The sequence below is a fragment of the Paenibacillus sp. alder61 genome, assembly GCF_020179875.1.
GTDB lineage: Bacteria > Bacillota > Bacilli > Paenibacillales > Paenibacillaceae > Fontibacillus > Fontibacillus faecis.
Map to the genome: position 1 here is coordinate 14,137 of NZ_JAIUDG010000007.1, position 22,446 is coordinate 36,582.

16 protein-coding genes are annotated in these 22,446 nt (G+C 54.8%); 5 read left to right on the top strand and 11 right to left on the bottom strand.

Features of this window, described 5'->3' with window-relative positions; all coding sequences use genetic code 11:
* Window positions 1–131: 131 nt before the first annotated feature.
* Window positions 132–926, bottom strand: a complete 795-nt coding sequence (locus LBW89_RS08720) for a TerC family protein (RefSeq protein ID WP_225038980.1) — start codon at window positions 924–926, stop codon at window positions 132–134.
* A gap of 353 nt (window positions 927–1,279) precedes the next feature.
* On the bottom strand, window positions 1,280–1,831 hold the full coding sequence (locus tag LBW89_RS08725) for a hypothetical protein (protein WP_148453640.1): 552 nt from the start codon (window positions 1,829–1,831) through the stop codon (window positions 1,280–1,282).
* A 103-nt stretch (window positions 1,832–1,934) separates the two neighbouring features.
* Between LBW89_RS08725 and LBW89_RS08730 the strand changes: the two genes are divergently transcribed.
* The 4 genes from LBW89_RS08730 to LBW89_RS08745 all read left to right on the top strand — a co-directional run bounded on the left by LBW89_RS08730 (window position 1,935) and on the right by LBW89_RS08745 (window position 9,685).
* Window positions 1,935–2,852: a phosphatidate cytidylyltransferase gene (locus LBW89_RS08730; protein ID WP_148453642.1), complete on the top strand. Its 918-nt coding sequence runs from the start codon at window positions 1,935–1,937 to the stop codon at window positions 2,850–2,852.
* Between the two features lie 479 nt (window positions 2,853–3,331).
* The gene (locus LBW89_RS08735; RefSeq protein ID WP_148453644.1) at window positions 3,332–4,564 is read left to right on the top strand and encodes an MFS transporter; all 1,233 of its coding nucleotides are present in this window, start codon (window positions 3,332–3,334) and stop codon (window positions 4,562–4,564) included.
* A 353-nt stretch (window positions 4,565–4,917) separates the two neighbouring features.
* Window positions 4,918–9,315, top strand: a complete 4,398-nt coding sequence (locus LBW89_RS08740) for a bifunctional nitrate reductase/sulfite reductase flavoprotein subunit alpha (RefSeq protein ID WP_225038981.1) — start codon at window positions 4,918–4,920, stop codon at window positions 9,313–9,315.
* Window positions 9,316–9,442: 127 nt separating this feature from the next.
* On the top strand, window positions 9,443–9,685 hold the full coding sequence (locus LBW89_RS08745) for a hypothetical protein (protein ID WP_170287104.1): 243 nt from the start codon (window positions 9,443–9,445) through the stop codon (window positions 9,683–9,685).
* Window positions 9,686–10,225: 540 nt separating this feature from the next.
* On the opposite strand, the gene LBW89_RS08750 is transcribed toward LBW89_RS08745, so the two are convergent.
* Window positions 10,226–10,726 (bottom strand): pyridoxamine 5'-phosphate oxidase family protein, encoded by a 501-nt coding sequence (locus LBW89_RS08750; RefSeq protein ID WP_225038982.1) that lies wholly within the window; start codon window positions 10,724–10,726, stop codon window positions 10,226–10,228.
* 179 nt (window positions 10,727–10,905) lie between these two features.
* On the opposite strand from LBW89_RS08750, the gene LBW89_RS08755 reads away from it, so the two are divergent.
* Window positions 10,906–11,766, top strand: coding sequence for a collagen binding domain-containing protein (locus LBW89_RS08755; RefSeq protein ID WP_225038983.1), 861 nt, complete (start codon window positions 10,906–10,908; stop codon window positions 11,764–11,766).
* 503 nt (window positions 11,767–12,269) lie between these two features.
* Here LBW89_RS08755 and LBW89_RS08760 read toward each other — a convergent pair.
* From LBW89_RS08760 to LBW89_RS08795, 8 genes are all read right to left on the bottom strand, one after another.
* On the bottom strand, window positions 12,270–13,238 hold the full coding sequence (locus LBW89_RS08760) for an iron-hydroxamate ABC transporter substrate-binding protein (protein WP_148453653.1): 969 nt from the start codon (window positions 13,236–13,238) through the stop codon (window positions 12,270–12,272).
* A gap of 197 nt (window positions 13,239–13,435) precedes the next feature.
* A complete protein-coding gene (locus LBW89_RS08765; protein ID WP_148453655.1) occupies window positions 13,436–14,467 on the bottom strand; it encodes an NADH:flavin oxidoreductase/NADH oxidase in 1,032 nt (343 codons plus the stop codon).
* 506 nt (window positions 14,468–14,973) lie between these two features.
* Window positions 14,974–15,429, bottom strand: coding sequence for a MarR family winged helix-turn-helix transcriptional regulator (locus LBW89_RS08770; RefSeq protein ID WP_225038984.1), 456 nt, complete (start codon window positions 15,427–15,429; stop codon window positions 14,974–14,976).
* Between the two features lie 472 nt (window positions 15,430–15,901).
* Entirely contained in the window at window positions 15,902–17,377 is a 1,476-nt protein-coding gene (locus LBW89_RS08775; RefSeq protein WP_225038985.1) for a protein adenylyltransferase SelO, read from the bottom strand.
* Between the two features lie 124 nt (window positions 17,378–17,501).
* Window positions 17,502–18,491 carry an SseB family protein gene (locus tag LBW89_RS08780; protein WP_225038986.1) on the bottom strand — a complete coding sequence of 330 codons (990 nt, stop codon included), beginning with the start codon at window positions 18,489–18,491 and terminating at the stop codon, window positions 17,502–17,504.
* A gap of 574 nt (window positions 18,492–19,065) precedes the next feature.
* Complete coding sequence (locus LBW89_RS08785) at window positions 19,066–19,233, bottom strand: XkdX family protein (RefSeq protein WP_225038987.1); 168 nt, start codon at window positions 19,231–19,233, stop codon at window positions 19,066–19,068.
* Window positions 19,230–19,772 carry a hypothetical protein gene (locus LBW89_RS08790; RefSeq protein WP_225038988.1) on the bottom strand — a complete coding sequence of 181 codons (543 nt, stop codon included), beginning with the start codon at window positions 19,770–19,772 and terminating at the stop codon, window positions 19,230–19,232. Before LBW89_RS08790 ends, LBW89_RS08785 begins: the two co-directional genes overlap by 4 nt.
* Window positions 19,773–19,788: 16 nt before the next feature.
* Window positions 19,789–22,443, bottom strand: coding sequence for a hypothetical protein (locus LBW89_RS08795; RefSeq protein ID WP_225038989.1), 2,655 nt, complete (start codon window positions 22,441–22,443; stop codon window positions 19,789–19,791).
* Window positions 22,444–22,446: the final 3 nt, after the last annotated feature.

Consider the following 22,446-nt stretch of genomic DNA (forward strand, 5'->3'; position numbering starts at 1 on the left):
GGTTAGCTTTCCGCCAAAAAGTCCTCCTTTCCTCTATGACCGGTCACACCGCCGCAGACTCCTCCTTCACCTGCTCCTTCGACTGTTCCACGGTATGTTCCTCGGTCTGTTTCCTTGGTGTGTTCCTTTGCTTACTCCTTCACCTGTTCCTTCGACTCCTCCTTCACCCGCTCCTTCGTCTGTTCCTTCGTCAGGAACCAGCCGGCCAGGCCGATCGCGATCAATACGATGTAGAAGATCAGCTTCCACAGGGTCGAATGAGCGAATTCATGGGAGATGATTCCCACGTCCTCATGCCCCAGCGTCAAGACCGCCAGCTTCACGCCGACCCAGCCCACGATGGCGAACGCGGCGATTTCGAGGCCCGGCCGGGAGTGCAGCAGCTTCACGAACAGATTGGCGGCAAACCGCATGATGACGAGCCCGATAAAGCCCCCTAAGAACACGACGATGAATTTGCCCCCGTCCATGCCGCCGATCGAGGGAAGCTGTGTGTTGGGAAGCGTCATGGCCAGCGCCACGGCCGCCAAAATGGAATCGATCGCAAACGCGATATCCGCCAGCTCCACTTTAAGAACGGTGGCCCAGAATCCGGATTGCTTTTTCTCCCCCTCGACCTTGTCGTCTTTCCTGTTTTTAAACGCCAATTTCCTTACGATATGGTTGATGCTGATAAACAACAAGTACAGCGCGCCGATGGCCTGAATCTGCCACACGTCCACCAGAAACGAGATGACGAACAAAGAAGCCAAACGAAACACGAACGCGCCCAGCAACCCGTAAAACAGAGCCTTTTTGCGCTCCGCTTCGGGAAGATGCTTGACCATAATCGCCAGCACCAGCGCGTTATCCGCCGCAAGCAATCCCTCCAGCACGACCAGAAGCAGCAGTACCCAGCCGTATTCCAACAACATCGACAAATCCATATATCAGTTCCCTCTCTCCCTATTAAGTATCTAATGAAATAGCTGATTCGTATCTTTCCTTAAATGCTTAAATGCTTAAATACTCTAACTCCAATCCCTTGATTTGGAATCCCCTCCTCCCGTTCGCACCGTAAAAAAACAAAAACCTTTGCCTAGAACGGCAAAGGTCCATAAAACAAGAAAAGACCTTCACCAATAACAGGCAAAGGTCTTGCTAACAACGTTATCCTTCCTCGTTGCCAACATAGCCGGGAGATGAAGACCTCCGAAATGACGGCAATGTTGTAAAAGCTACTCCCCTTTAGGAGAACTATTCGATTTAATTTTAATATAAGTGATTTACTGGGGATTTGTCAAAGGGCTTGCGGATCATATTCGCTTAATTTCCCCTCATAGATCAATTGAAGGGAATCGCTCTGCCGGAAATCATCCGGTGTTACCAGGGCGGGCAGCTTATTCCAGAGCTTGATCCCCGACCGTTCCAAAATTTCCGCGACAAACTGCGAGCAAAAATAAGAATTGCTGAATTCGACGGGCTCTTGAAGCGCAATGCCGATGACTCCGAGAATATTGTATAAATACTTTTGCCGCTTCCGGATGAAAAGTTGCAGCACCCGCTTCATTTTCTCGACTTCCCGGTCCGATACTTTAAGCTCATAGATGACACAGGTCGTGTTCGGATATTTGCTGAAGGTGCCCGTTCTGATATCTTCTTTGACGAACCCGCCGTTCAGCGGATTGTTCGGGTTCTTTCTCCCGAAACTGTAAAGCTCCGACAGTTCCCGGTTAAAGGAAATCGACGCATGATTATAGGGTGCCCGGGTGTAGCCTTTGATCATCTTGGTGAACAGCGTCCCCGTATTCGTGAGCAAAATGTAAACCGACCGATTCCGTTCCTCTGCCATTTACGAAATTTCCCCTTATCAAGTTTGAACTATTCCTTCATAATAACATAGGATCCCTCATAAGGAATCCCGAGCCCCCACAGGGCAAGGAGGAATGGATTTGATGAACAGCTCGCTGATTACGCTAATAGTGATTTTTACGGTATTAACCGCCATACATGTCATTTACTACGTGCAGTCCAAGCGCCGCCCGGGGCAGGCGGATTATGAGGCCATCGGCCTCCGCCTCCGGGACTGGTGGGGCATATTCCTGGTGCTGTGCCTGGCCACCCAGTTCAATGCGGTCGTTTCGCTGCTGTCGCTGATGGTGCTGGCCTTTTTTGCGCTAAAAGAATACTTCTCCATGATCCGGTCCAGAAAAGCCGACCGCCGGATTTTTCTGTGGGCGTATCTGTCGATTCCGGTGCAATTCTACTGGATCTTCATCGGTTGGTACGGAATGTTTATCGTGTTTATACCGGTATACGTCTTCCTCTTCCTTCCGCTCCCGCGCCTGATCAACAAGGGGACCGTCGGTTTCGTGCGCAGCGTCAGCCGCGTGCAATGGGGCCTCATGCTGATGGTGTTCGGCCTCAGCCACCTGGCCTACTTCCGGTACGCCACACCCGAGTATGGAGCGGGTTTGGTACTGTTCCTTGTCGTTTTGACCCAACTCAACGATATTATTCATTACCTGGCCTCCATGTATTTCGGCAAAAGAAAGGTCGTCCCGACCGCGAACCCCAATCTGACCTGGGAGGGCTTCGCCTGCGCGTTTGTCGTCACCACTGCGGTTTCCTTTTTGATCCACCCTTACCTGACGCCGTTGACTTTGAAGACCAGTCTCTTTTTCGGGATGCTGATTAGTCTGAGCGGCTTCTTCGGCAGCCTGACCATCTCCGTGCTCAAACGGGATCTGCTGATCGGCGACGACGATAAATCCCATGCTCTTAGAAAAAGCTACCTCAGCCTGGTAGACAGCCTCACCTACACCTCGCCGGTATTTCTGCATGTGATGCGGTACTTTTTCGAGTTTATGTAAATTGGGGTGTAATTGGGATAACTTGATGTTGAGCGGCCAAAACGGAGTAGAATCGTCGTCCCCTCTTTATGCTAGATAATATAACATTAATTTGCAGTAACATCGACTGAACAAACCCGTTTCGATATAATTCAAAATTTATATGTCATAATTATTGACATTTAATCCGTTTGAACTTATATTGACCTTATCAGACTTCCAGGTCTACCCGCCACAGTGACTGTGCTTGGGTAGACCCCCTTCATCCTTACAATTAAATATGCAAAGTCAGTCACAATGGCGTGGCTGCACATGGCAATGGGGCCGATAAACGATATTCGCATCTTTCTGAAGATGCGGGTTTCGGGTGTCGGTCCCTTTTTGCCTTTGAATACCTGGTCCGAGGAGGAGATGTGAATTAACTTGACAATTTGAGTAAAAACATACCAAGTCACATGTATCGTATCGGTTTCCAAGCTCGATAAAGGAGGATATTCGCCATGGATGCAAAAAGCTTTCGCAAGGCCGGGCATTTCCCGAGTTTACTTTCTTCATTTTTGTACTTTGATGTCAGCTTCATGATTTGGGTGCTGTGCGGCGCGCTGGCGCTTTTCATCACCAAAGATTTTGGCCTATCGGATACGCAAAAGGCGGCGATGGTCGCCATCCCCATCCTGGGCGGCTCGATCTTCCGCATTCCAATGGGCATCCTGGCGGACCGCATCGGCAGCAAAAAGGCCGGCCTGATCGGCATGTCCCTGACCCTGATTCCCCTGGTCTGGGGCTGGCTCGGCGGCGGCAGCCTGCTGGAGATGCAGATGATCGGCTTTCTGCTCGGCTTCGCCGGAGCCAGCTTCGCCGTATCGCTGTCCTTGGCCAGCCGCTGGTATCCGCCGCAATACCAGGGGCTCGCGATGGGCATCGCGGGCGCCGGTAACAGCGGCACGGCGCTCGCGACCTTTTTCGGGCCGCAGATCGCCGAGGCTTACGGCTGGCACAGCGTATTCGGCTTCGCGTTGATCCCGCTGGTGGCCGTGATGATCGCCTACACCCTTATGGCGAAAGACGCGCCGGGCCGCCCGGCCCCCAAGCCGCTCAAGAGTTATCTCGGCGTCTTTAAATATCCCGACACCTGGTGGTTCTCGATCTTCTACGCGATTACCTTCGGCGGGTTCGTCGGCTTCGCCAATTACGCGAGCATTTTCTTTTACGACGTTTATGGCGACAACGTCCATTCCGGCGGCCTGACCAAAATCCAGGTCGGCTACCTCGTTACCATCACCGTGATCGCCGGCAGCTTCTTCCGGCCCTTGGGCGGATGGATCGCCGACAAAATCGGCGGCATGCGGCTTCTGCTCGTACTCTACAGCGTCATTGCCGCCAGCGCCTTTGCCATCGCCACCATGCCGGATTCTTTTGTGGTCATGCTGATCTACACCAGCATTATGATGGCCTGCCTCGGCATGGGGAACGGCTCGGTATTTCAGATTATTCCGCAGCGGTTCTCCGGCGAAATCGGGGTGATCACCGGCATCGTCGGCGCCGCCGGGGGACTGGGCGGCTATCTGCTCCCGACGTACGTCCTCGGTCCGCTGAAGCAGTCGACGGGCTCCCAGGTAGCCGGGTTTTTGGTCGTCGGCTCGATCGTGCTGCTCACGACGCTCGTTTTTTACGCGGTAACCCGGTCCTGGAAAAAGACCTGGGCCAAGACGGAGTCCGGCGTCCAGTTCTAGGCTTGCCAGGCGGGCACAGAAGTCATTCCAAGTCAAGGCCGGCGTCCTGCAATTTCCTTTCCGCCGCCCGCTGAACATAGTCGCCTTTTGGGCCGTTATTTCGGCCCGATTTGGCCCAACGGGGATAATAGCGGTCAAAAAAGGCCCTATTTCCCTGTTGCGGGCACCGAAATTAGGGTTTGGGCCGTTTTTTCCAAAAATAAAGCCTCAAACAGCCGCTATTTCGCCTCACCAAGCCAAATTCGACAAAATAGCGGCGTAAAAGGCCCTTATCCCCCGTCCGAAAAGCTTATCTGCCGGGGCACAAGTCGCTTATCTCAATCCAACCCACGATCCACGGGAGGTGAAATCGGATGAACGTGAAGCAAGTCAAAAGCGTGTGCCCCTACTGCGGGGTCGGATGCGGCATGGTGCTGGAAGTATCCGGCGGCCGTGTCGTCAAAGTCACCGGCGACCGGGAGCATCCCGCCAACTTCGGCCGACTCTGCACCAAAGGCGCCACCTCCGCGGGGGCGCTGACGGAATCCGGCCGGATGGAGCGGGCCTACCTGCGCCCTTCCCGGGACGCCGCCCCCGTAAAGACGGGGATGGATGCGGCCATCCGCGAGACCGCCCGGCGGCTCCGCGGCCTGCTGGAACGGCACGGCCCCGATGCCCTCTCCTTCTACGTGTCGGGGCAAATGTCGCTGGAGGCACAGTATTTGATCAACAAACTGGCCAAAGGCTTCGTCCGGACCCGGCACATCGAATCGAACTCCCGCCTTTGCATGGCGAGCGCGGGGAGCGGCTACAAGCTCTCGCTGGGGGCGGACGGACCGCCGGGATCTTACCAAGATATCGATCAGGCGGATCTGTTCTTCGTCATCGGGGCCAATATGGCCGACTGCCACCCGATCCTGTTCCTGCGCCTGATAGACCGGGTCAAAGCGGGCGCCCGTTTGATCGTCGTCGATCCCCGGCGGACGGCGACCGCGGACAAGGCGCAGCTTTATTTGCCGATTCGCCCCGGGACCGACCTGGCTCTGCTGAACGGGTTGCTGCATCTGCTCGTCAGAAACGGTCACACGGACCCGGACTTTATATCCAGGTATACGACCGGTTTTGAGCAGATCCCGGAATTCCTGGAGGATTATTCGCCCGCCAGGGTGGCGGAAATCACGGGCATTCCCGAAGCGGATATCCGCACCGCGGCGGACTGGATCGGCGAATCGCGCGAGTGGATGACCTGCTGGACCATGGGCCTCAACCAAAGCACGCACGGCACCTGGCATACGAACGCGATCTGCAATCTGCATCTCGCTACCGGCGCCATCTGCCGACCGGGAGGCGGCCCCTTCTCCCTCACCGGCCAGCCCAATGCCATGGGCGGCCGGGAGATGGGCTATATGGGGCCGGGATTGCCCGGCCAACGTTCCTTGCTGGACGAGGCGGACCGCCGGTTTATGGAGGATCTGTGGAAGATCCCTCCCGGAACGCTTCGCACCGAAGCCGGCGGCGGCACGGTGTCCATGTTCGAAAGCATGGCATCGGGCGAGATCAAAGCCTGCTGGATCATTTGCACCAATCCGGTCGCCTCCGTCCCCAACCGCAAAATCGTAATCGCCGGCCTTGAAGCGGCCGAACTGGTCATTGCGCAGGACGCTTTTTGGGAGACCGAAACCAACCGGTACGCGGACATCCTGCTGCCCGGGGCGCTGTGGGCCGAAGGCGAAGGGGTGATGGTCAACTCCGAGCGGAATCTGACCTTGATGCAAAAGGCGGTCGACCCGCCCGGAGAAGCTCTCCCGGACTGGCAAATCATCGCCAGGGTCGCTTGCGAGATGGGTTACGCCGACGCCTTCACCTACGCCTCCTCGGAGGAGGTATACCGGGAAATCCAGCGGGCGTGGAACCCGAAAACGGGCTACGACCTGCGGGGGGCCACCTACGATCGGCTGCGGGAAGCGCCCGTGCAGTGGCCAAGCGCGCCGGGCGAGGACAGCCGCCGGAGCCCGATCCGCTACCTGAACGGGCGGACGGAATTGGGGGCGGCTGGGTCGGCGGGGACAGCCAAGTCGGCTGACGGCCCCGGCCCGCATCAGCGCCAGTCCCCCGGCGAACCGCGGATCCTTTTTCCCACCGCGGATGGAAAGGCCGTGTTTTGGGCGCGGCCCTATCTGCCCCCAGCGGAACTTCCCGATGAGGAATACCCGTATGTGCTGAATTCGGGCCGGGTGCAGCATCAATGGCACACGTTGACCAAGACGGGGAAAATCCCCAAGCTGGTGAAGCTGAACCCCGGGCCGTTCCTTGAGGTTCACCCCGCCGACGCGGCGCGGCTGGACATCCGGGATGGGGACCGGGTGAACCTGAGATCCCGGCGGGGACACGCGGTCCTGCCTGCCGTCGTGACCGACCGGGTGCGTGAGGGAACCTGCTTCGCCCCGTTTCACTGGAACGACCTGTTCGGCCCCGATCTTGCCGTTAACGAGCTCACCATCGATGCGGTGGATCCCCTCTCCCTGCAGCCCGAGCTGAAATACTGCGCCGTCGCGCTGGAGAAGGCTGCCGAATCATGCCAGGCAGTTAAGGCGGCGCCTGCAAATCATCAACCCTATCGGAAGGAGGCCGAGCCGATGACACAGCAATTGCAACCGGAGCAGTTGAATACGCTCACCCAGGTGCTGGGCCTGTCCCAGCCAATGACCTCGCTGACGCTCGACCCGTACGAGCAGGCTTATTTGGCCGGCTTTCTGACCAGCCTGCGGAGCGAGGAGCCCCGGGCGGGGACCGCCGTACCCGTGCTCCCGCCAACCGCGCCGCTTCCGCCGGCCAAGCGTTACTGGGTCGACGGGCTGCTGGCGGGCATGTTCTCCCGCGCGTCTCTGCCTGCACCCGCGCCGGAGGCGGGTGTGCAGGCGGGGACGGCGACGACAGGGGCGACGACGACAGGGGCGGAGACGACGGCGGCAATGGCGACGGTCCAACTCCCGCCCGTCACCATACTCTGGGCGTCCCAGACCGGGAACGCGGAGAGCGCCGCCCTGCGCTGCGCCCAGCGGCTAAAAAAGGCCGGCCATCCCGTCAGGCTCGCCGGCATGGACGAGTATCCGGCGGCCGAATTAACCGGCGAACGGTTTGTCCTGTTCATTGCCAGCACGTTTGGGGATGGGGAGCCGCCGGACAATGGGGAGGGCTTTTTTCGCGCCTTGAAGGGCGAGAATGCCCCCTCCATGCCTGATCTGCAGTACGCCGTGCTCGCGTTCGGGGATTCCAGCTTTGCGCGGTTCTGCGGCTTTGGGCAGTTCCTGGACGACCGCCTGGCGCAATTGGGGGGCCGACGGCTGCTCGGCTGTACGCGCTGCGACACCGATTACCATGAACAGGTCGAGGCCTGGGCCGATGCGGTCGCGGAACGGTTAAGCCATGAAGGCGGGACTCTTGGCCATGCCGCAGCCTCGGACGCTCATGTCTCAGCAGAGGTATCCGCCCCTGCTGAGGCTCCTGTCGGGGCTCCTGGCGAAGCTTCTGCCGCCGCGCCTACCATCGCCCCTCCCGCTTCCCCTGCCGTCGCCTCCCCCGCCCGATCCGGCCTCGGCCCCGCGGCGGCCACGGCCGTCGCTCCCCGACCGGAGGGGCGGGAGGCGGGCAAATCCGGGCGGGATCGGCCGGTGCCTGCGCGGCTTCTTTTTAACCGGCTCCTGAACCGGCCCGGCTCCGAAAAAGAAACCCGCCACTACGCCTTCGATCTCCGCGGTACCGGGCTGGCGTACGAGGCCGGCGACGCGCTGGGCGTTTGGCCCGCCAATGACCCCGAGCTGGTCGAACGGCTCCTCGGTACATTGAAGCTCGATCCTTTGGCCCCGGTGCACGTCAAGGGTCAAGGCACGCTCCCGCTAGCCGAGGCATTGCGGCGCCACTATGAGATTGCCCGGATCCACAAGGAAATGATCCGGTTTATTCAGGAGCGCACACGGGCTGAAGTCTTGCGGGATCTGCTGCAAGAGAGCCGCCGGGAGGAATTCCAGGCCTGGCAGTGGGGCCGCCGGTTAATCGATGTGCTGGAGGAGTTCCCCGTCTCTCTTACCCCGGCGGAGCTAGCCGGACTGCTCAAGCCTTTGCAGCCCCGGCTTTATTCCATCGCCTCCAGCCCGAAGCCGCATCCGGAAGAGGTGCATATTACGGTCTCCACACTGCGGTATGAGCATCGGGGGCAGGTTCGCAAAGGGGTCTGCTCCACCTTTTTGGCCGACCTCGTTAAGCCCGGCATGGATATCCCGGTTTTTATCCACAAAAACCGCCACTTTCATCTCCCGGAGGACCCCCGTACCCCGATGATCATGGTCGGCTCGGGTACCGGTATCGCGCCTTTCCGCGGCTTCCTGCAGGAAAGGCGGGCGGCCGGAGCACCGGGCCGGAACTGGCTGATCTTCGGAGAACAGCGGGAGGCGTGCGATTTCTACTTCCGGGAGGAGCTTGAAGCTTTTAAGCAAGACGGGTTGCTGCAGCGCCTCGATACGGCGTTTTCCCGCGATCAGGCCGACAAAATCTATGTCCAGCACCGCCTGCTTGAGCAAGGCGCCGAGCTCTGGGGCTGGCTGCAGGAAGGCGCCCGCTTCTATGTCTGCGGAGACGCCGGCAGCATGGCCAAGGAGGTCGATGCCGCCCTCCGGACCGTGATCCGGGTCCATGGCGGACTGGATGACGCCGCCGCGGACGCCTATATAACGGATATGAGACGAAACAAACGCTATGCCAAAGATGTGTACTGAATCTTTCCCGGACCGTTCCCGCGAACGGTCCTTTTTTCCGGCTTATCCTCATCCGGGAGAAATTGACTCCCCTGGAGCGAAATGAGAATAGGAGATACACGAGAATACGTCGGAAAGGCGGATATCCATGATTCAATCGAGGATCCTGAGCGAAGGGATAGTTCTTCAGCGGGGCGCCAAAGTTAACATCTGGGGAAAAATGGACCATCCGCAAACGGTGCCCGGTTCCTGGGCGGAGCTCGGCCACGAATCGATGCGGGGCCGATGGCGTTTATGTCCCGGCGCAGGCGGAGATATCCGCCAGCACCGTTGTAGTGAGGCACGAGGCGATTCCGGTGCCGGTTCATGCCCGGTACGCCTGGTGCAATAATCCGGCGGACGCCAATTTGGTGAACCGGGAAGGGCTCCCGGCCTCCCACTTCACCACGGAGGAATAAGCCAATTCCGACGAAGGCAGAACCACCCGACTTCACAAATAAAGCCGGGGCTCCTCCAATTTCGGGAAGGGGGCTCAAAAGAAAGGCTCCTTTTTCGACGGGCTCGATTCGGGCGGCCCGCAATTCCTTGGCCGTCCGCTGCATTAGCGGCCTTTTGGGCCGTTATTCCGGCCCGATTTGCGTTTTAGTGAAAATTAGCGGCTAAAAAAGGCCTTATTTCACTGGTTCGGGTCCAAAAATCAGATTTCGGCCCACCTTTCCCTAAAATAAGGTCCCAAATGACCGCTATTTCTCACCGAAGGGACGAATTCGACAAAATAGCGCCGCAAAAGGCCCTTATTCACCCGCCCGATGCTTATTAAAGAGAGGACGGGCACGAGGCCACGAAAGGCGATTGATCCAAATGCAGCCGACAAAAACCACTTCTGAAAGAAGAAGTGGTTTTCCCGGTCCGGCTCATTCATAATTTGGATTCATACGCCGTCCAAATCGACCGTCTTATTCAGCTCCATCTCGGACTCGGTTCCGGTCAGTTTGGAAAACAGGCGCTTTACCATTTTGATTTTGCTGCCAGTTTCCCAATATTCGGCGGTTTCGGCCCGGATCTTGATCAAAACAAGATTCGGATCGTCGCTGGTCGTATCCAGCAATTCGCCGTAAGCGGCGTTCCAGAACTCCTTGATTTTCCCGCGATCGTCCACCAATTCGGCCCGCCCCCGAATCGATACGTAGGATTGCCCCACGTAAGCCACATTTACCATGGAATCTTGAAGCAATTCGCGATATTTGTTCGTATCCCTCATAGTCAAAAACCACAGATCGCCGTCAAACTCGACCTCCTGGGTCTTCATCGGGCGGGAGACCAGGCCTTCCTCCGTCCTGGTGGTTAGCATTGCCGTATCGATCCCTTTGATCAGGTCTCTAACCGTTTCAATCGCTTCTTGTTGTGCTGAGGCTGCTTGCGGATTCGACATGTCTTTTCACTCCATCTAATTATTTGGGATGACCGTCTTCTCTGCTTATATTAAACAAAAGTTGGCAATAGTACTCTTCGCCAATTGGGTGAGCCCAACCCGGTAATCGTCGCATTCGTCCACTCGATTCTGGACGCCGAGGCATACAATGACTGTATGTATGTAAGGAGGTCAGCGACATGCCCATTACCGATAAATATATTTTGCAACCCAGCCCCCCGTTTACATTGAATGGCAATGAAGATGAGAGCGTAAACCTGGCGCTTCAGGCCGCTCCCAATGCATCCGTAGGTGTGGTTCAAGGTTCGGTACGACTCGCCAACGGCACTCCCGTCCCCTCGGCTACCGTCCAGTTGTTTACCTCGCAAAGCGTTCCGGTCCAGCATGTGAGCACCAATCCGCAGGGGTTGTTTGTCATTCCGAATGTTCCCGTCGGCGCTTATTTAATTACCGCCGCAGAGACGGGGTTTCTTACGCCTCCGCGGATTCCGCTTAGCGTCACCCAAGGTCAGCCCACCCAGGTCACCATCACGCTGCAGGTTGATCCGGCAGCCACAACCGGAGCCGTGTTTGGTATTGTCAGAAATGCCACGAACAATCAGCCCGTGAATAATGCCGCCATCAACCTGTTCAGGGTCGATGGAGCCACAAATACCCTGATCGGAACGGTCGCTTCCAATTCAACCGGGCAATATTTATTCGCCAACCTGCCAAGCGCCACCTATTTCGTTCAAGCTACCGTCCTGGGATATCTGTCCAATCAGAGTGCCCCGGTTACCATTACAGGCAATCAATTCGCCCCCTTGGACATCAACCTGACCGTCGATCCGAATGCCAACACGGGAACCTTGTCCGGCATCATCACCGATCAAGCGACCGGTTCCCCCGTATCCGGCGCGCTGGTGGCCCTGTACGCGCTGAACGGCGGTGTGGAGACCATTGTCCAAATCACGCAAACGAACGCGGCAGGACTATATCTTTTTGGCGATTTACAGCCAGGGACTTACCGGGTCAAGGCCACGGCTCAGATTGAAGTATGACGAGGAGACATGAAGCGCTCACGGACAGCTCCGTTATTGTGTTAAGGCCCTCGGAGGGTCTTTGGGTTCCCCTCGAACTCCATCGGCGGAAGAAAGGGAACGAAGCCGACGTTCCACATCGAAGCCCCTCCCGATCCGAACCTAAGCGCAGCACTGCCCCCAAACATTTCCGTGCCCTCTGCCGGGCCCCTTTGCAAGTAGGCTTCTGCCTCATCATCAAAAACAAAGGGCGAATTTACAAGCAGCGAATCCGGCTAAGAATCTTCAGCCAAAAAAACTACCGGAACCTGGTAACTTGGAGCAATACAAGAAGGCTCCGCTCCCTTGGCGGGGATCCTCGGCTTTCTCCTATCGACGCCCTGCTCTCCGTTACCGTAAGCCGGGGAAAGAGGAAGAGCCGGGGGAAGCGTTACTATGTTCGCTTTTAAGGATGTACGCCGAGTTCCCACGGAAATCTGAAAGCCTGCTCCCATTATGGCGGAAGCAGGCTTTCGGTTGTTGCATTATTTCGATTCACCAAGGAAACCCTTCTTGAAAATATCCAGCAGATAATCCAGCGTTATCGGATCGCTGTACGTCGAGGCGTTCATATCGATTTCGATGACTTGCTTGTTTTTCACGGCCGGAATGTTCTTCCACATCTCCGTCTTCATAAACGAATTGTCGTCCGCGGCTCTGCGGCTCAAAACGACAAAATCGCCGGCATATTCCGGAATCACCTCTTGAGACAGCGTGTAGTAGCCGGGCCCCAAGGCATCCTTTTTCACTTTTTCCGGCATGCTCAAGCCCATAGCCTGGTACAAAATTTCGGTCCCGCGCGCCCAATTGTTCCCGAACACATAGAAGTTCTTCGCGTCCGTTTCAAATACCGTCACCGTAACATTTTCCCCATGCTTGGCTTTGATTTCCCGTCCGGCTTCTTCGGCCCGCTTCTTGAAGTCGTCGACCCAGGCCTGCGCTTCCTTCTCCTTGTTCAAGAGCTTCCCGATCTCCACCTGCTGTGCCAAATAGTCCAGCTTGCCCCAAGTATAAGCTACCGTCGGCGCGATCTTCTCCAACTGGTCCAGATTCTTCATATGCGTACCGGTGATGATCAAGTCCGGATTCAGGGCCATGATCTGTTCCAGGTCATCGTCCGACACCACGTCGACCCCCGCCAGTTTCTCCGTAAATAGCGGGTTCTTCATCGTCCATTCATCGACGCCGACCAAGGTTCCCCCAAGCGAAAGAACGTTCGGCGCATTCGTCAACGCCACGATTCGGGTCGGGTTCGCGGGAACTTCCACAGGTCCTTTTTCCGAGGCGTAAGTGACCGTTCCGGTTCCGGACGGCTCCGCCGCCTCAGCCTTTGGCGCCGAAGTGCTTCCGTTCTCCGGGGACGCGCCCTGTCCCGAATTGGCCGAGTTGCCGCCGCAAGCGCTGAGGGCCAGCAGCAGGATGAGTGAGATTAAGGGTAGTAGCTTGTTTTTCATATTCGTCTCCTTCGGTGTCGATTGATTTTCTAATGTCTGTGACCGCCTAAATGATAATGATTATCGATCTCATATGTACCTAATATATTTTCTATGCCGCCTAGTTGTCAATCCTATTTTTTTGGAAATACCCGCCTTACCGCGAAAAAAGCGAAGCCTTGGCATTCGCTAAGGCTTCGCTTCCGTTTCATACTTGCTTATACTCTTGGGAATCCGCTCAAATACTGCTTCGGCACCTGGGTTTCTTTGCCGAGCCGCACCGCCGCTTCCAGTGTCCAATAAGGGTTGCGCAGCATGCCTCTTCCGACAGCCACCAGATCCGCATCGCCTTGGCCAATGACGGCATTGGCCAAGGCTGGCTCATCCAGCCGGCCCACCGCGATCACCGGGATGTCCAGCGTATGCTTGATTTCTCTGGCCAAAGGAACCTGATAGGCCGCGTGGGTCCCCGGTCTGCCCCAAGCCGCAATCGGCCCCTCTCCCCCGGCGCTGATATGGAACATATCAACACCGGCTTCACGATAGACTTTGGAGAACTCAAGGCTTTCTTTAATGCCGTATCCGCCCTCCACATACTCCTGAGCCGAAATCCGCATAATCAGCGGCATGTCCGCAGGCATCTCGCTCTTGGCGGCTTCAATGACCTCGCGGCCGAATCGGGTCAAGTCCTTGCCATATTCATCCGTTCTTTGATTCGTGAGCGGGGAATGAAATTGATGAATCAGGTAACCGTGTGCGCCGTGCAGCTCGATCGTATCGAAGCCAGCCTGAACGGCCCGGCGTACGGCCAGGCGGAATTTTTCCACCATGTCCTTCACTTCTTCGGTAGTCAAGGCTCTTGGCGTCTTGGACTTCTCGTCAAAAGGAATCGCCGAAGGCGCCACAGGAACCTGAGCATCTTCCGCCTTCCGCCCCGCGTGGGCGATTTGAATGCCCACCTTCGCGCCGTGCTGATGGCAAGCTTCCACGATGCGCGCCAAGGCCGGGATCTGATCGTCCGACCACAAACCCAAATCATAGTCGGAAATGCGGCCGTCCGGCTCCACGTCCGTCATCTCAATGATCACTAATCCGGTTCCGCCGACGGCTCTGTTGACATAATGCGTGTAATGCCAGTCGTTCGCGACACCGTCTTTTTTCTCGACGGAATATTGACACATCGGCGGCATGACGACGCGGTTTTTTAACTCCAGGGATTTAAGCTTGTAGGGACTGAACAGATGGTCCATCGTAAGTACCACTCCTTTTTGATCTATATCCAGAATATCCATGAAACGAACGAATGATGCAAATCAATAAATTGCATGCGCATGCATATAAATTACCACGTTGAAAAGTATTCCGTCAAGCTCGCACCTAGGCTAATCCTTCCGCACAGCCCGGAGTTGGCGCTAGTGCCTCATCAGACACCGCAGGAGGAGAAAACGAGAATTCGCTGTTTTAGAGCGGAGTACCCGATAAGATAGCTAGTTAAGCACGCAGTCCCACGTCCACAGACATCCAATCGGATTTAGCCCACGGCCACGGCATTCCAGGCGCCTAACGCATTTTCCACCCCTTCCAACTCCAAAAAGATGCAAATCTGCAGGTATTTCAAGCGATTTTTGGGCTAGGAGCCGGTTTCGTTAAAAATTCCTGCAGATTTGCAGGAATTCACTATTTTTTGTTCCGAACAAGAAAAAAACATGCAGATTTGCAGGAATTCTATGTTATCAAGATTGCCTTTGAAGGGGAACTAGTTTTCCGGGAGAAAGCAAAGGATCATCCTTTGAAATTCCTCACCCGCGAAAGCTTCCGCCAGGGCAGCCTTAAAAGTGGGCATGGCCTTCTCCAGCTTCTCGGCGCCGATCGGCGTTAAACAGGTGTACACGGCTCTGCGATCGTCTTCACAGATGTTTCTTCTCAGCGCTCCGCAGCCTTTGGCTTCAAACCGGCTGACCAGCCTGGAAATGGCGCTCTGACTCAAACCAACGAGCTCTTCCAGTTGCTGCAGCTTTAATTTTTGCTCCTTGGCTTCGGACAAGAACATCAGCAAGTAAAATTCCTTAAGGGACAGCTGATGCTTCTCCTGCAAAGCCGACTCCAAACGGTTGGCGATACTCGCCTGGATCTGTGTTAACCTCAGCCAATTATCGATCAAACGATCCCGGTATACGGGGTCTTTTTCCATAATGCGTTCACCTGTCTTCATGTTAGCTTGTATTCTCCAACTCCAGGAGATGATGTTTCTTATTCTATCATCTTTTGCAAGGCGGTGACCAAGACGGATTATTAATTCTTCCCGGTCTAATTCTGCTCGTTCCGGTTGAATTTATGTAATTTCTCCAAGCTGGTCCTCCGCCCACCGGTTGCCCACATCCCACCCGTATCATTTTCAATGCGTAAACCGTCACTTTTATCGCGCCGAGCGTAAAAAGTTATTAGCACAACTGACCACCCTTTGCCCTCGCAAAAAGATATGTTCAGCGGGAAGTCTGCCGGACATAGATAGTCGGAGGCATCCCGAGCCCGAGCGCTCTTTCGTTCAAAACAACGTCCCCACTGTCGTTCAGTTTAAGCCGTTCCGTCTAACCCCAATCTCGGACCATCCTCTTTGGATCGAAAAACAAGAAAAGGATCGGCATGATCCGATCCTCCGATCCTTGTTTTCCTTTTGTCCCCGTTTACGTGCCGCAATAGGTCCGATATGGCCTACCGGAAGGGTCCGGCAGGCTGCAGTACTCCTCCTGCTCGGACTCGTAGTCGTAAGGCTTCGCGAGAACAGCCAGCAGCCGCTGCATCACGCTCGTATCCCCGCGTTCCACGGCCGCTTCCAGCGCTTCCTCCACCCGGTGATTGCGGGGAATCACAGACGGATTGCTGCGGCGCATGAGTTCTTGGGAGGCCTCGATGCTCTCCTCCTGCCGGCCTCGTCTCGCTTGCCAGCCCTCCCGCCAAGCCGCAAATTCATCGGCGTTCTCAAGGTCGGCCTCCACCGGCCGGTCCAGGCTCAGCGCGCGGAAGGTGTTGGTATAATCGGCACGTGCCTTGTACATCAGACTCAGCAGCCGCTTTATTAAAGGCACATCCTCCGGCTCTTCGTTAAACAGCCCCAGCTTGGCTCTCATGCCGCCGACCCAATGGTGATGGAACCGCTCGGCAAACGCACCCAATGCGGTTTCCGCCAGTTTGAGCGCCTGCTCTTCGTCCTCGTGCAGCAGCGGCAACAGGGCCTCGGCAAGCCGCGTTAGGTTCCAGGCGCCGATTTCCGGCTGATTCCCGTAGGCGTAGCGGCCGTGCGTATCAATGGAGCTGAACACGGTGGCGGGGTCATAAATGTCCATGAACGCGCAGGGCCCGTAGTCGATCGTCTCGCCGCTAAGCGCCATATTGTCCGTGTTCATGACGCCGTGGATAAAGCCGACGAGCTGCCACTTGGCAATGAGAGACGCCTGCCGCTCGATTACCTCCCGGAGCAGGGAGAGATAGCGGTTATCGCCCGGATCCGCTTCCGAAAAATGCCGGTCCCAAGTATAATCGGCCAGCGCCCGAAGCTCTTCCGTCTCGCCCCAGTGGGCCGCGTATTGAAAGGTACCCACCCGAAGATGGCTTGCGGCCACGCGGGTCAAGACCGCCCCGGGCAGTCCGGTTTCCCGGTGCACGGTTTGGCCCGTTGTCACGACCGCCAGGCTGCGGGTCGTCGGGATGCCCAGCGCGTGCATGGCTTCGCTGATGATGTACTCGCGCAGCATCGGTCCGAGCGCCGCCCGCCCGTCTCCTTGCCGGGAATAGGGAGTTCTTCCCGGCCCCTTCAACTGGATATCGAACCGCTTGCCCTGCGGCGTGATCTGTTCGCCCAGCAGAATCGCCCGCCCGTCCCCCAGCTTGGTGAAATACCCGAACTGGTGCCCCGCATAGGCTTGAGCCAGCGGTTCCGAACCCTCGGGCAACCGGTTGCCCGCCATGGCCGCGACCTCCCGCTCGCTTTGCAGAGCTTCGCTGTCCAGGCCCAGGGAGGATGCCAGCGATTCATTCAGAATGACCAGCTTCGGCGAGGGAACCGGCGTGGGATCCACCTTGGAATAAAAAACCTCGGGCAGCCGAGCGTAACTATTATCGAAATTCCAACCGGTTTCTTGATTCGATTTATGTTCGTTCATCGTGTCTCCTTTGCGTGGTTATCGCATTACATGACTGCGAAACGTTTTTACTATTGTTCGCTTGTGACCGTTATTTATCCGATGCCGGGCATCGGGTTCTTATGGTGTTATACCCTTTGACGAATCACGATGAACCGTTCTGATCATTTCTAAAAGCTTCGATCAATCTTTTGTTATTCTCGTCGATCCGAAGCGGAATCCCTTGGCAGTTAATCACAATGCCGCTCATGGTTTCCGACAGTGCCAGCAGGTCCTCATAGCCCGCGACATTGCTGCTCCAAACCTCTTTATCGTACACCTTTTCGAACTCGGCCCAATCCGTAAAGGCCGGCAGCCAGGTCGTATCGCCTTCGCCCCCAAGTACCCCAAACTGAAGGGTCGCACCGGCGCCAATTGTCTTTTGGCCGTATTCATCCGGCGGTGACGGGTTTGGCTCGATCAACTGCATGGGCAGCAAATACCTGGCCTGAATCAGTTGCTCCAGCATTTCGGCCTCCAGGGCCTGAAGGTGCGATCTTTTTCTATCGTGGTCAGGGTCCGGGGTGGACATCGCTTGAAAAAATCGGATCATCGCCCGCTGCAGCCCGGGATTACTCACGGGGATATTGATCTCCGGCACCCCGCTCCAATCCGGCGGCGGCAGCAAAGCGTCGCGTTCCAACTCGACATGGTACTGTCCGTTGTCCATTAGAATTTTGGGAAGACCGAGCGTGTGCAATTCCGCTAACTTGGGCAAAATATCCCCATGGTTCAGTTTCCGCATATCCAGCATCAGCAGTTGCTGCATAAAATAATCCTGCGCATTCGCCGCATACGCTTCCTGGGAGAACATCCAAACCCGGTCATCGGCGTCGAGATAGGGGGAGTTGGTGTTTTTTTCGTAAGCTATGTATAACGTTTCGGCTTCCTTGATCTTCTTCAGAAGCGCGTTGTGAAACTCCTTAATCCGCTCATCCAGATAAACGTTGGGAAAAACCTCCTCCACCTTAAAATACTTGGCGGAATGAATCAAAAAAATCAGCTCCTGGATCTCCAGGGCTTCATATTCCTCCTCGGCTACCTGCGGACTGAAAATAAATTTGCGGCCGATTTCGTCTTTGCGCTGCTCGTTCAAACTACCCCGCTCCTCTCGTAGGCTTTGCCTTACTATAGCGATCTTGAAAAATTGACCAGCAATTAAAAATGTCAATTTGCGAAACAGACGGGCGTTAATGTCGGACCCCTTAGTTACATTTTAAACGGAAACCGAACCTTGAGTATAGAGCAGCTAGACCTTATTACGGAAGCTATGGGGTTAGCCAAAGGGTATTTTTATGACCAATATTTTAAAGAAGTCTGGTGGAGTCCGTTCCGAACTGGCGTAAAATCAAACCCATTCTCTACGGGTGAACGGAGCCATCCGGTTCGAATTATTTGTAGATCAGTTCGATGAATATGATCGGTCGGATTCGCTAAATGAGCTGGTCAATGTCTATCGTTCGTTGCATCGATGGGATAGGTGAGGGAAAAGCCGGGAAGCTGAGGGAAAGTGTACTTTCAGGCTACATAGCCCTTTGAAGAAAATTGTGTGGAGGGGGCTGCCAACTCCCTCCTGCTTTATTAAGGATCTCTATCAAGCGCTACAAACGGCAAAATGGGGATATTATGCTTGCCTCATTTATTTTTACCTACTTTAATGCCCAGAAGCATTACTGAACGGTTTTGTCTGCATATAGTGCCGTATATTCATCTCCTGTGATCCTCTTATACTCTTCTGGCGTGATCTCCCCAAATGGATTTAGTTCAGTCTTAACCGCACCTTTTAGCGCCTCTGCCGTAATCCAATTATTTTCAAAAGCGAGTGTCCAAAATTTCAAGCTTGTTCAACTCCCCTCAATTTAATAACGTCGAGTTTCACCGCAGCCAATTCCGCGCCCAAAGCGCTGATTGTTTGTTGCTGCTGGATATTTTGCAGCTTCATTGACGTTAACTCTGCCCCCAGCAAATCGGTCGAGCTTGGGTTCTGTGGATTTGATCTGGTCAACTCCTCGATCTTCTCCGGCGTCAATCCTTCGCCCCATAACTGCGGCTGCTCTGGCGCCACATATACCGGGGGCTCTCCGCGCTCGTCCTCCGACTGCACGGACCATTCGTTATAGGCTACCTTATATGCTTCCTCCGCTGCGGACAATTCGTCCTGGTACGCCTCCCACGCTTCCAAGTTGAAACGGGGATTGTACAGGCCCGGAGTTACCGGGATCCCAACCGTGTATCCGGCGAGGATGGGTTCCGGTGTTTTATCTGTGTCTTCCGTGTCCGGAATGATATAAAAAGGGACAACGCCCGTAAAGGCATCGTCCACAAGCGTGTCCTCTATAAAGAGTCCATCGGTATTTACTTTAGGTACTGCTTTCAAATTGATCACTCCTTTTCTACTTCGCTAGAAACGAAACTCCGTCGAAAGACACGGCGGACAATCCTCCAGAAAGGATTGTAACTTCCCCAGTTTCCGTAACTATAATTTCCCCAGGCACTACTTGGTTACTGAACGAGTATCCTATAAAACGTGGGCGTCGATCCGGTCGGTACCCTTCCGGCAACCTAAATACGGGAACACTTAAAGCTGTGAGGACGGCTTCGCCCCGTAGGTACACCCAACCGTCTTTTTTCATATATTGTGGGGTGTACGGTCCATAAGGGGTCGCGCCATTAAGCAAAGTCGGCGTAATCCAGCCCGTAGCATCCTCGTCCGCCTTCTTCTGCTCGACCACGGAAACGCGCTGCAAAGCCTCGGTCACGCCTGCGGTTAGGTCGCTGATCTGCGCCTTTTCATTCACAGCCAATGTGCCGCTGATCGGCTGGATCGGCGATTTGTCAAGTTTGAAATATGTCGAGGAGTACGATGATGCTGGATTAAAAAGCGTGTCCGGTAGGTCTAAAGTTGTCCCGTTGTTACTCGTCCTAACTACCGTTGTGTATCCGTTCTTCCGGGCTTCATTCTCGTAAAGAGCATAAAAAGTTAAAACCTTATACTTAGCCTGTTGCGCTCCACTCACCATAGAGTTGAAGGTTTGGAATCCCGAACCATTGCTTACAAATTTAAAACCTTCTCGCAGCACAATCCCCGTACCGATTTCAACCAAGTTGTCGCCTTCGGTCAGCGTCAGGCATCCTTCAGAAACGATGGGCTCGACGGTATCTTTGGCGAGACGGTAGAGGAGTTGGTACGGCGTAAACCCTGAAAAAGTGTCAGTGGGTACGGACGTCTTATAATCCTGAGTTTGGATATTTGTATCCGTTAATTTAGCCCACCCTTTAGGCTCTGCACCTACATACGGTACATTTGTGGGCTTTCCAAGCCAAAACATCTTCCAGCCCATAAAATACGCCTTAATCTCGTCCGTCGTCGGCACATACGCTGAGTTGTAAGTTATAACGACGTTATCCGTTCCGGCTACTGGTGCCGTGGTAAACGTCAGGACGTGACTGGTGTACGTATAAGCTGTTGTCGGCGATCCGTTGACTGATACGGAAAAAGTAGACGGCATAAGCGCCAACCCGTTTGGCGGCGTAAGCGTGAATGCCTTCTTCGCCCCGTCACCGCTAAAGGTTTCCGTTTTCGATAGTTCGCCCCATCCGCTATCTTTATTAAGAACGGCGACTAGGAAAGACCCTCCATTAAAATTCAAGTCATTCCAGAAAGCTCCTTCGTCCCCGCTTTCGCTTATCCATGGCAACCTAGCCCCGTTATATTTGGTTACGAATTTATTATTAGGGGAACTGTCGGTAAATCCCGATATCCTCCCCCCGGAAATCCTGACTACCTTATACCCGGAATCGGCGGTATGGTACTCCCACGGAAGCAACCCGTCCAATACGACTTTTTTCCATTTCGCCAGCTTGAAATATTGCCCATCTTTCTTAAACAATACGTCAGGATTACTGCCATCGATCGGGTTCGCGTTTAACTCCGTTTGCAGGGCGAGCATCGTGTCCCGGCGCGCTTTAAACGGTTCTGGTGTGGTTCCCAAAACCAGCATCGGGTTTTCTACAGTTCCTGCGATATCTCCGGCAATAACAATTCTGATACGAGAGTTATTTCCAGAGTTAAACGAGAAGGGGTCGGACGAGTGCCAGGCAATAACTGTTCCAGAATCCCCCGCTTGAAATACACCGATTTTTACTCCGTTGGGGCTATTAAATGATAAGTAATAATCGGTGTTTGGAACGACCTCTATCTCCCCATAACTCCAATTACCGTCTGTGTAAACTTGCTTGTATACATATGGGGACACCACCGAAGCATGGGAAAAAATTGTCCACTCATAAAACGGCGGCAGCAGATTATCCGACGTACCGATCACATATGGATTCTCTACACCAACGATACCGGATGGAACGAACGGATATTTTTCGGCGACTTGTTCGGAAGTCATATTGTCAAGAGCAGCATATTCGGCCGCTGAAATCTCATAGACGCGCACTTCATCAGCATAGGCATATGTCCCTGCCAATCCATTAACTAACACTGTAGGTCCGGAGTATATATCAGATGTCGGGGAAAATTTTCTCCACACAGTCGTGAATTTAGTCGTGTCTGTATATTCAAGGGAAACAATGCCGCCAATTCCTGGCATTTGAAGTTGGACGCTTGTCGCATTCCCATTTTTCACATCTCCGACTATCACATAATAACGACCCGCAAAAACTGGGATGTCGGGGCATCGCGCTCCGCCAACTGTAAATCCAGTTCCAACTGTCACTTTTATTCCATACGAACCTCTGGTTTTATTCGCGGAATCCAAAGTGAGGGTCGATTGCCAAGCCGTGACACCGCTTAAAAATTCAAAATCTCCTGAGTTTCCGCTTAAGTTAATCAACGTCCGCCCTTTAATCTCCCCCAGCCGGAAACGCGCATCCTTAGCTGCGTGGACCATCTGAACGCCTGGCTGGAGCGTAACCGGATCGGTATCGGCGGTGTCCAGGCGATCCTTCCATTCGGTGTGCAGTTGATTGATTTCCTGTCCGATCTGGTTCATATCCTCGGCTTTGACTACATCACTATTCTTCCAATCCATTTTAGCCATCGT

Excerpts from the sequence above, each read along its gene's own strand:
- LBW89_RS08720 (WP_225038980.1), bottom strand. The coding sequence starts at position 926 with ATGGATTTGTCGATGTTGTTGGAATACGGCTGGGTACTGCTGCTTCTG.
- LBW89_RS08725 (WP_148453640.1), bottom strand. The coding sequence starts at position 1,831 with ATGGCAGAGGAACGGAATCGGTCGGTTTACATTTTGCTCACGAATACG.
- LBW89_RS08730 (WP_148453642.1), top strand. The coding sequence starts at position 1,935 with ATGAACAGCTCGCTGATTACGCTAATAGTGATTTTTACGGTATTAACC.
- LBW89_RS08735 (WP_148453644.1), top strand. The coding sequence starts at position 3,332 with ATGGATGCAAAAAGCTTTCGCAAGGCCGGGCATTTCCCGAGTTTACTT.
- LBW89_RS08740 (WP_225038981.1), top strand. The coding sequence starts at position 4,918 with ATGAACGTGAAGCAAGTCAAAAGCGTGTGCCCCTACTGCGGGGTCGGA.
- LBW89_RS08745 (WP_170287104.1), top strand. The coding sequence starts at position 9,443 with ATGATTCAATCGAGGATCCTGAGCGAAGGGATAGTTCTTCAGCGGGGC.
- LBW89_RS08750 (WP_225038982.1), bottom strand. The coding sequence starts at position 10,726 with ATGTCGAATCCGCAAGCAGCCTCAGCACAACAAGAAGCGATTGAAACG.
- LBW89_RS08755 (WP_225038983.1), top strand. The coding sequence starts at position 10,906 with ATGCCCATTACCGATAAATATATTTTGCAACCCAGCCCCCCGTTTACA.
- LBW89_RS08760 (WP_148453653.1), bottom strand. The coding sequence starts at position 13,238 with ATGAAAAACAAGCTACTACCCTTAATCTCACTCATCCTGCTGCTGGCC.
- LBW89_RS08765 (WP_148453655.1), bottom strand. The coding sequence starts at position 14,467 with ATGGACCATCTGTTCAGTCCCTACAAGCTTAAATCCCTGGAGTTAAAA.
- LBW89_RS08770 (WP_225038984.1), bottom strand. The coding sequence starts at position 15,429 with ATGAAGACAGGTGAACGCATTATGGAAAAAGACCCCGTATACCGGGAT.
- LBW89_RS08775 (WP_225038985.1), bottom strand. The coding sequence starts at position 17,377 with ATGAACGAACATAAATCGAATCAAGAAACCGGTTGGAATTTCGATAAT.
- LBW89_RS08795 (WP_225038989.1), bottom strand. The coding sequence starts at position 22,443 with ATGGCTAAAATGGATTGGAAGAATAGTGATGTAGTCAAAGCCGAGGAT.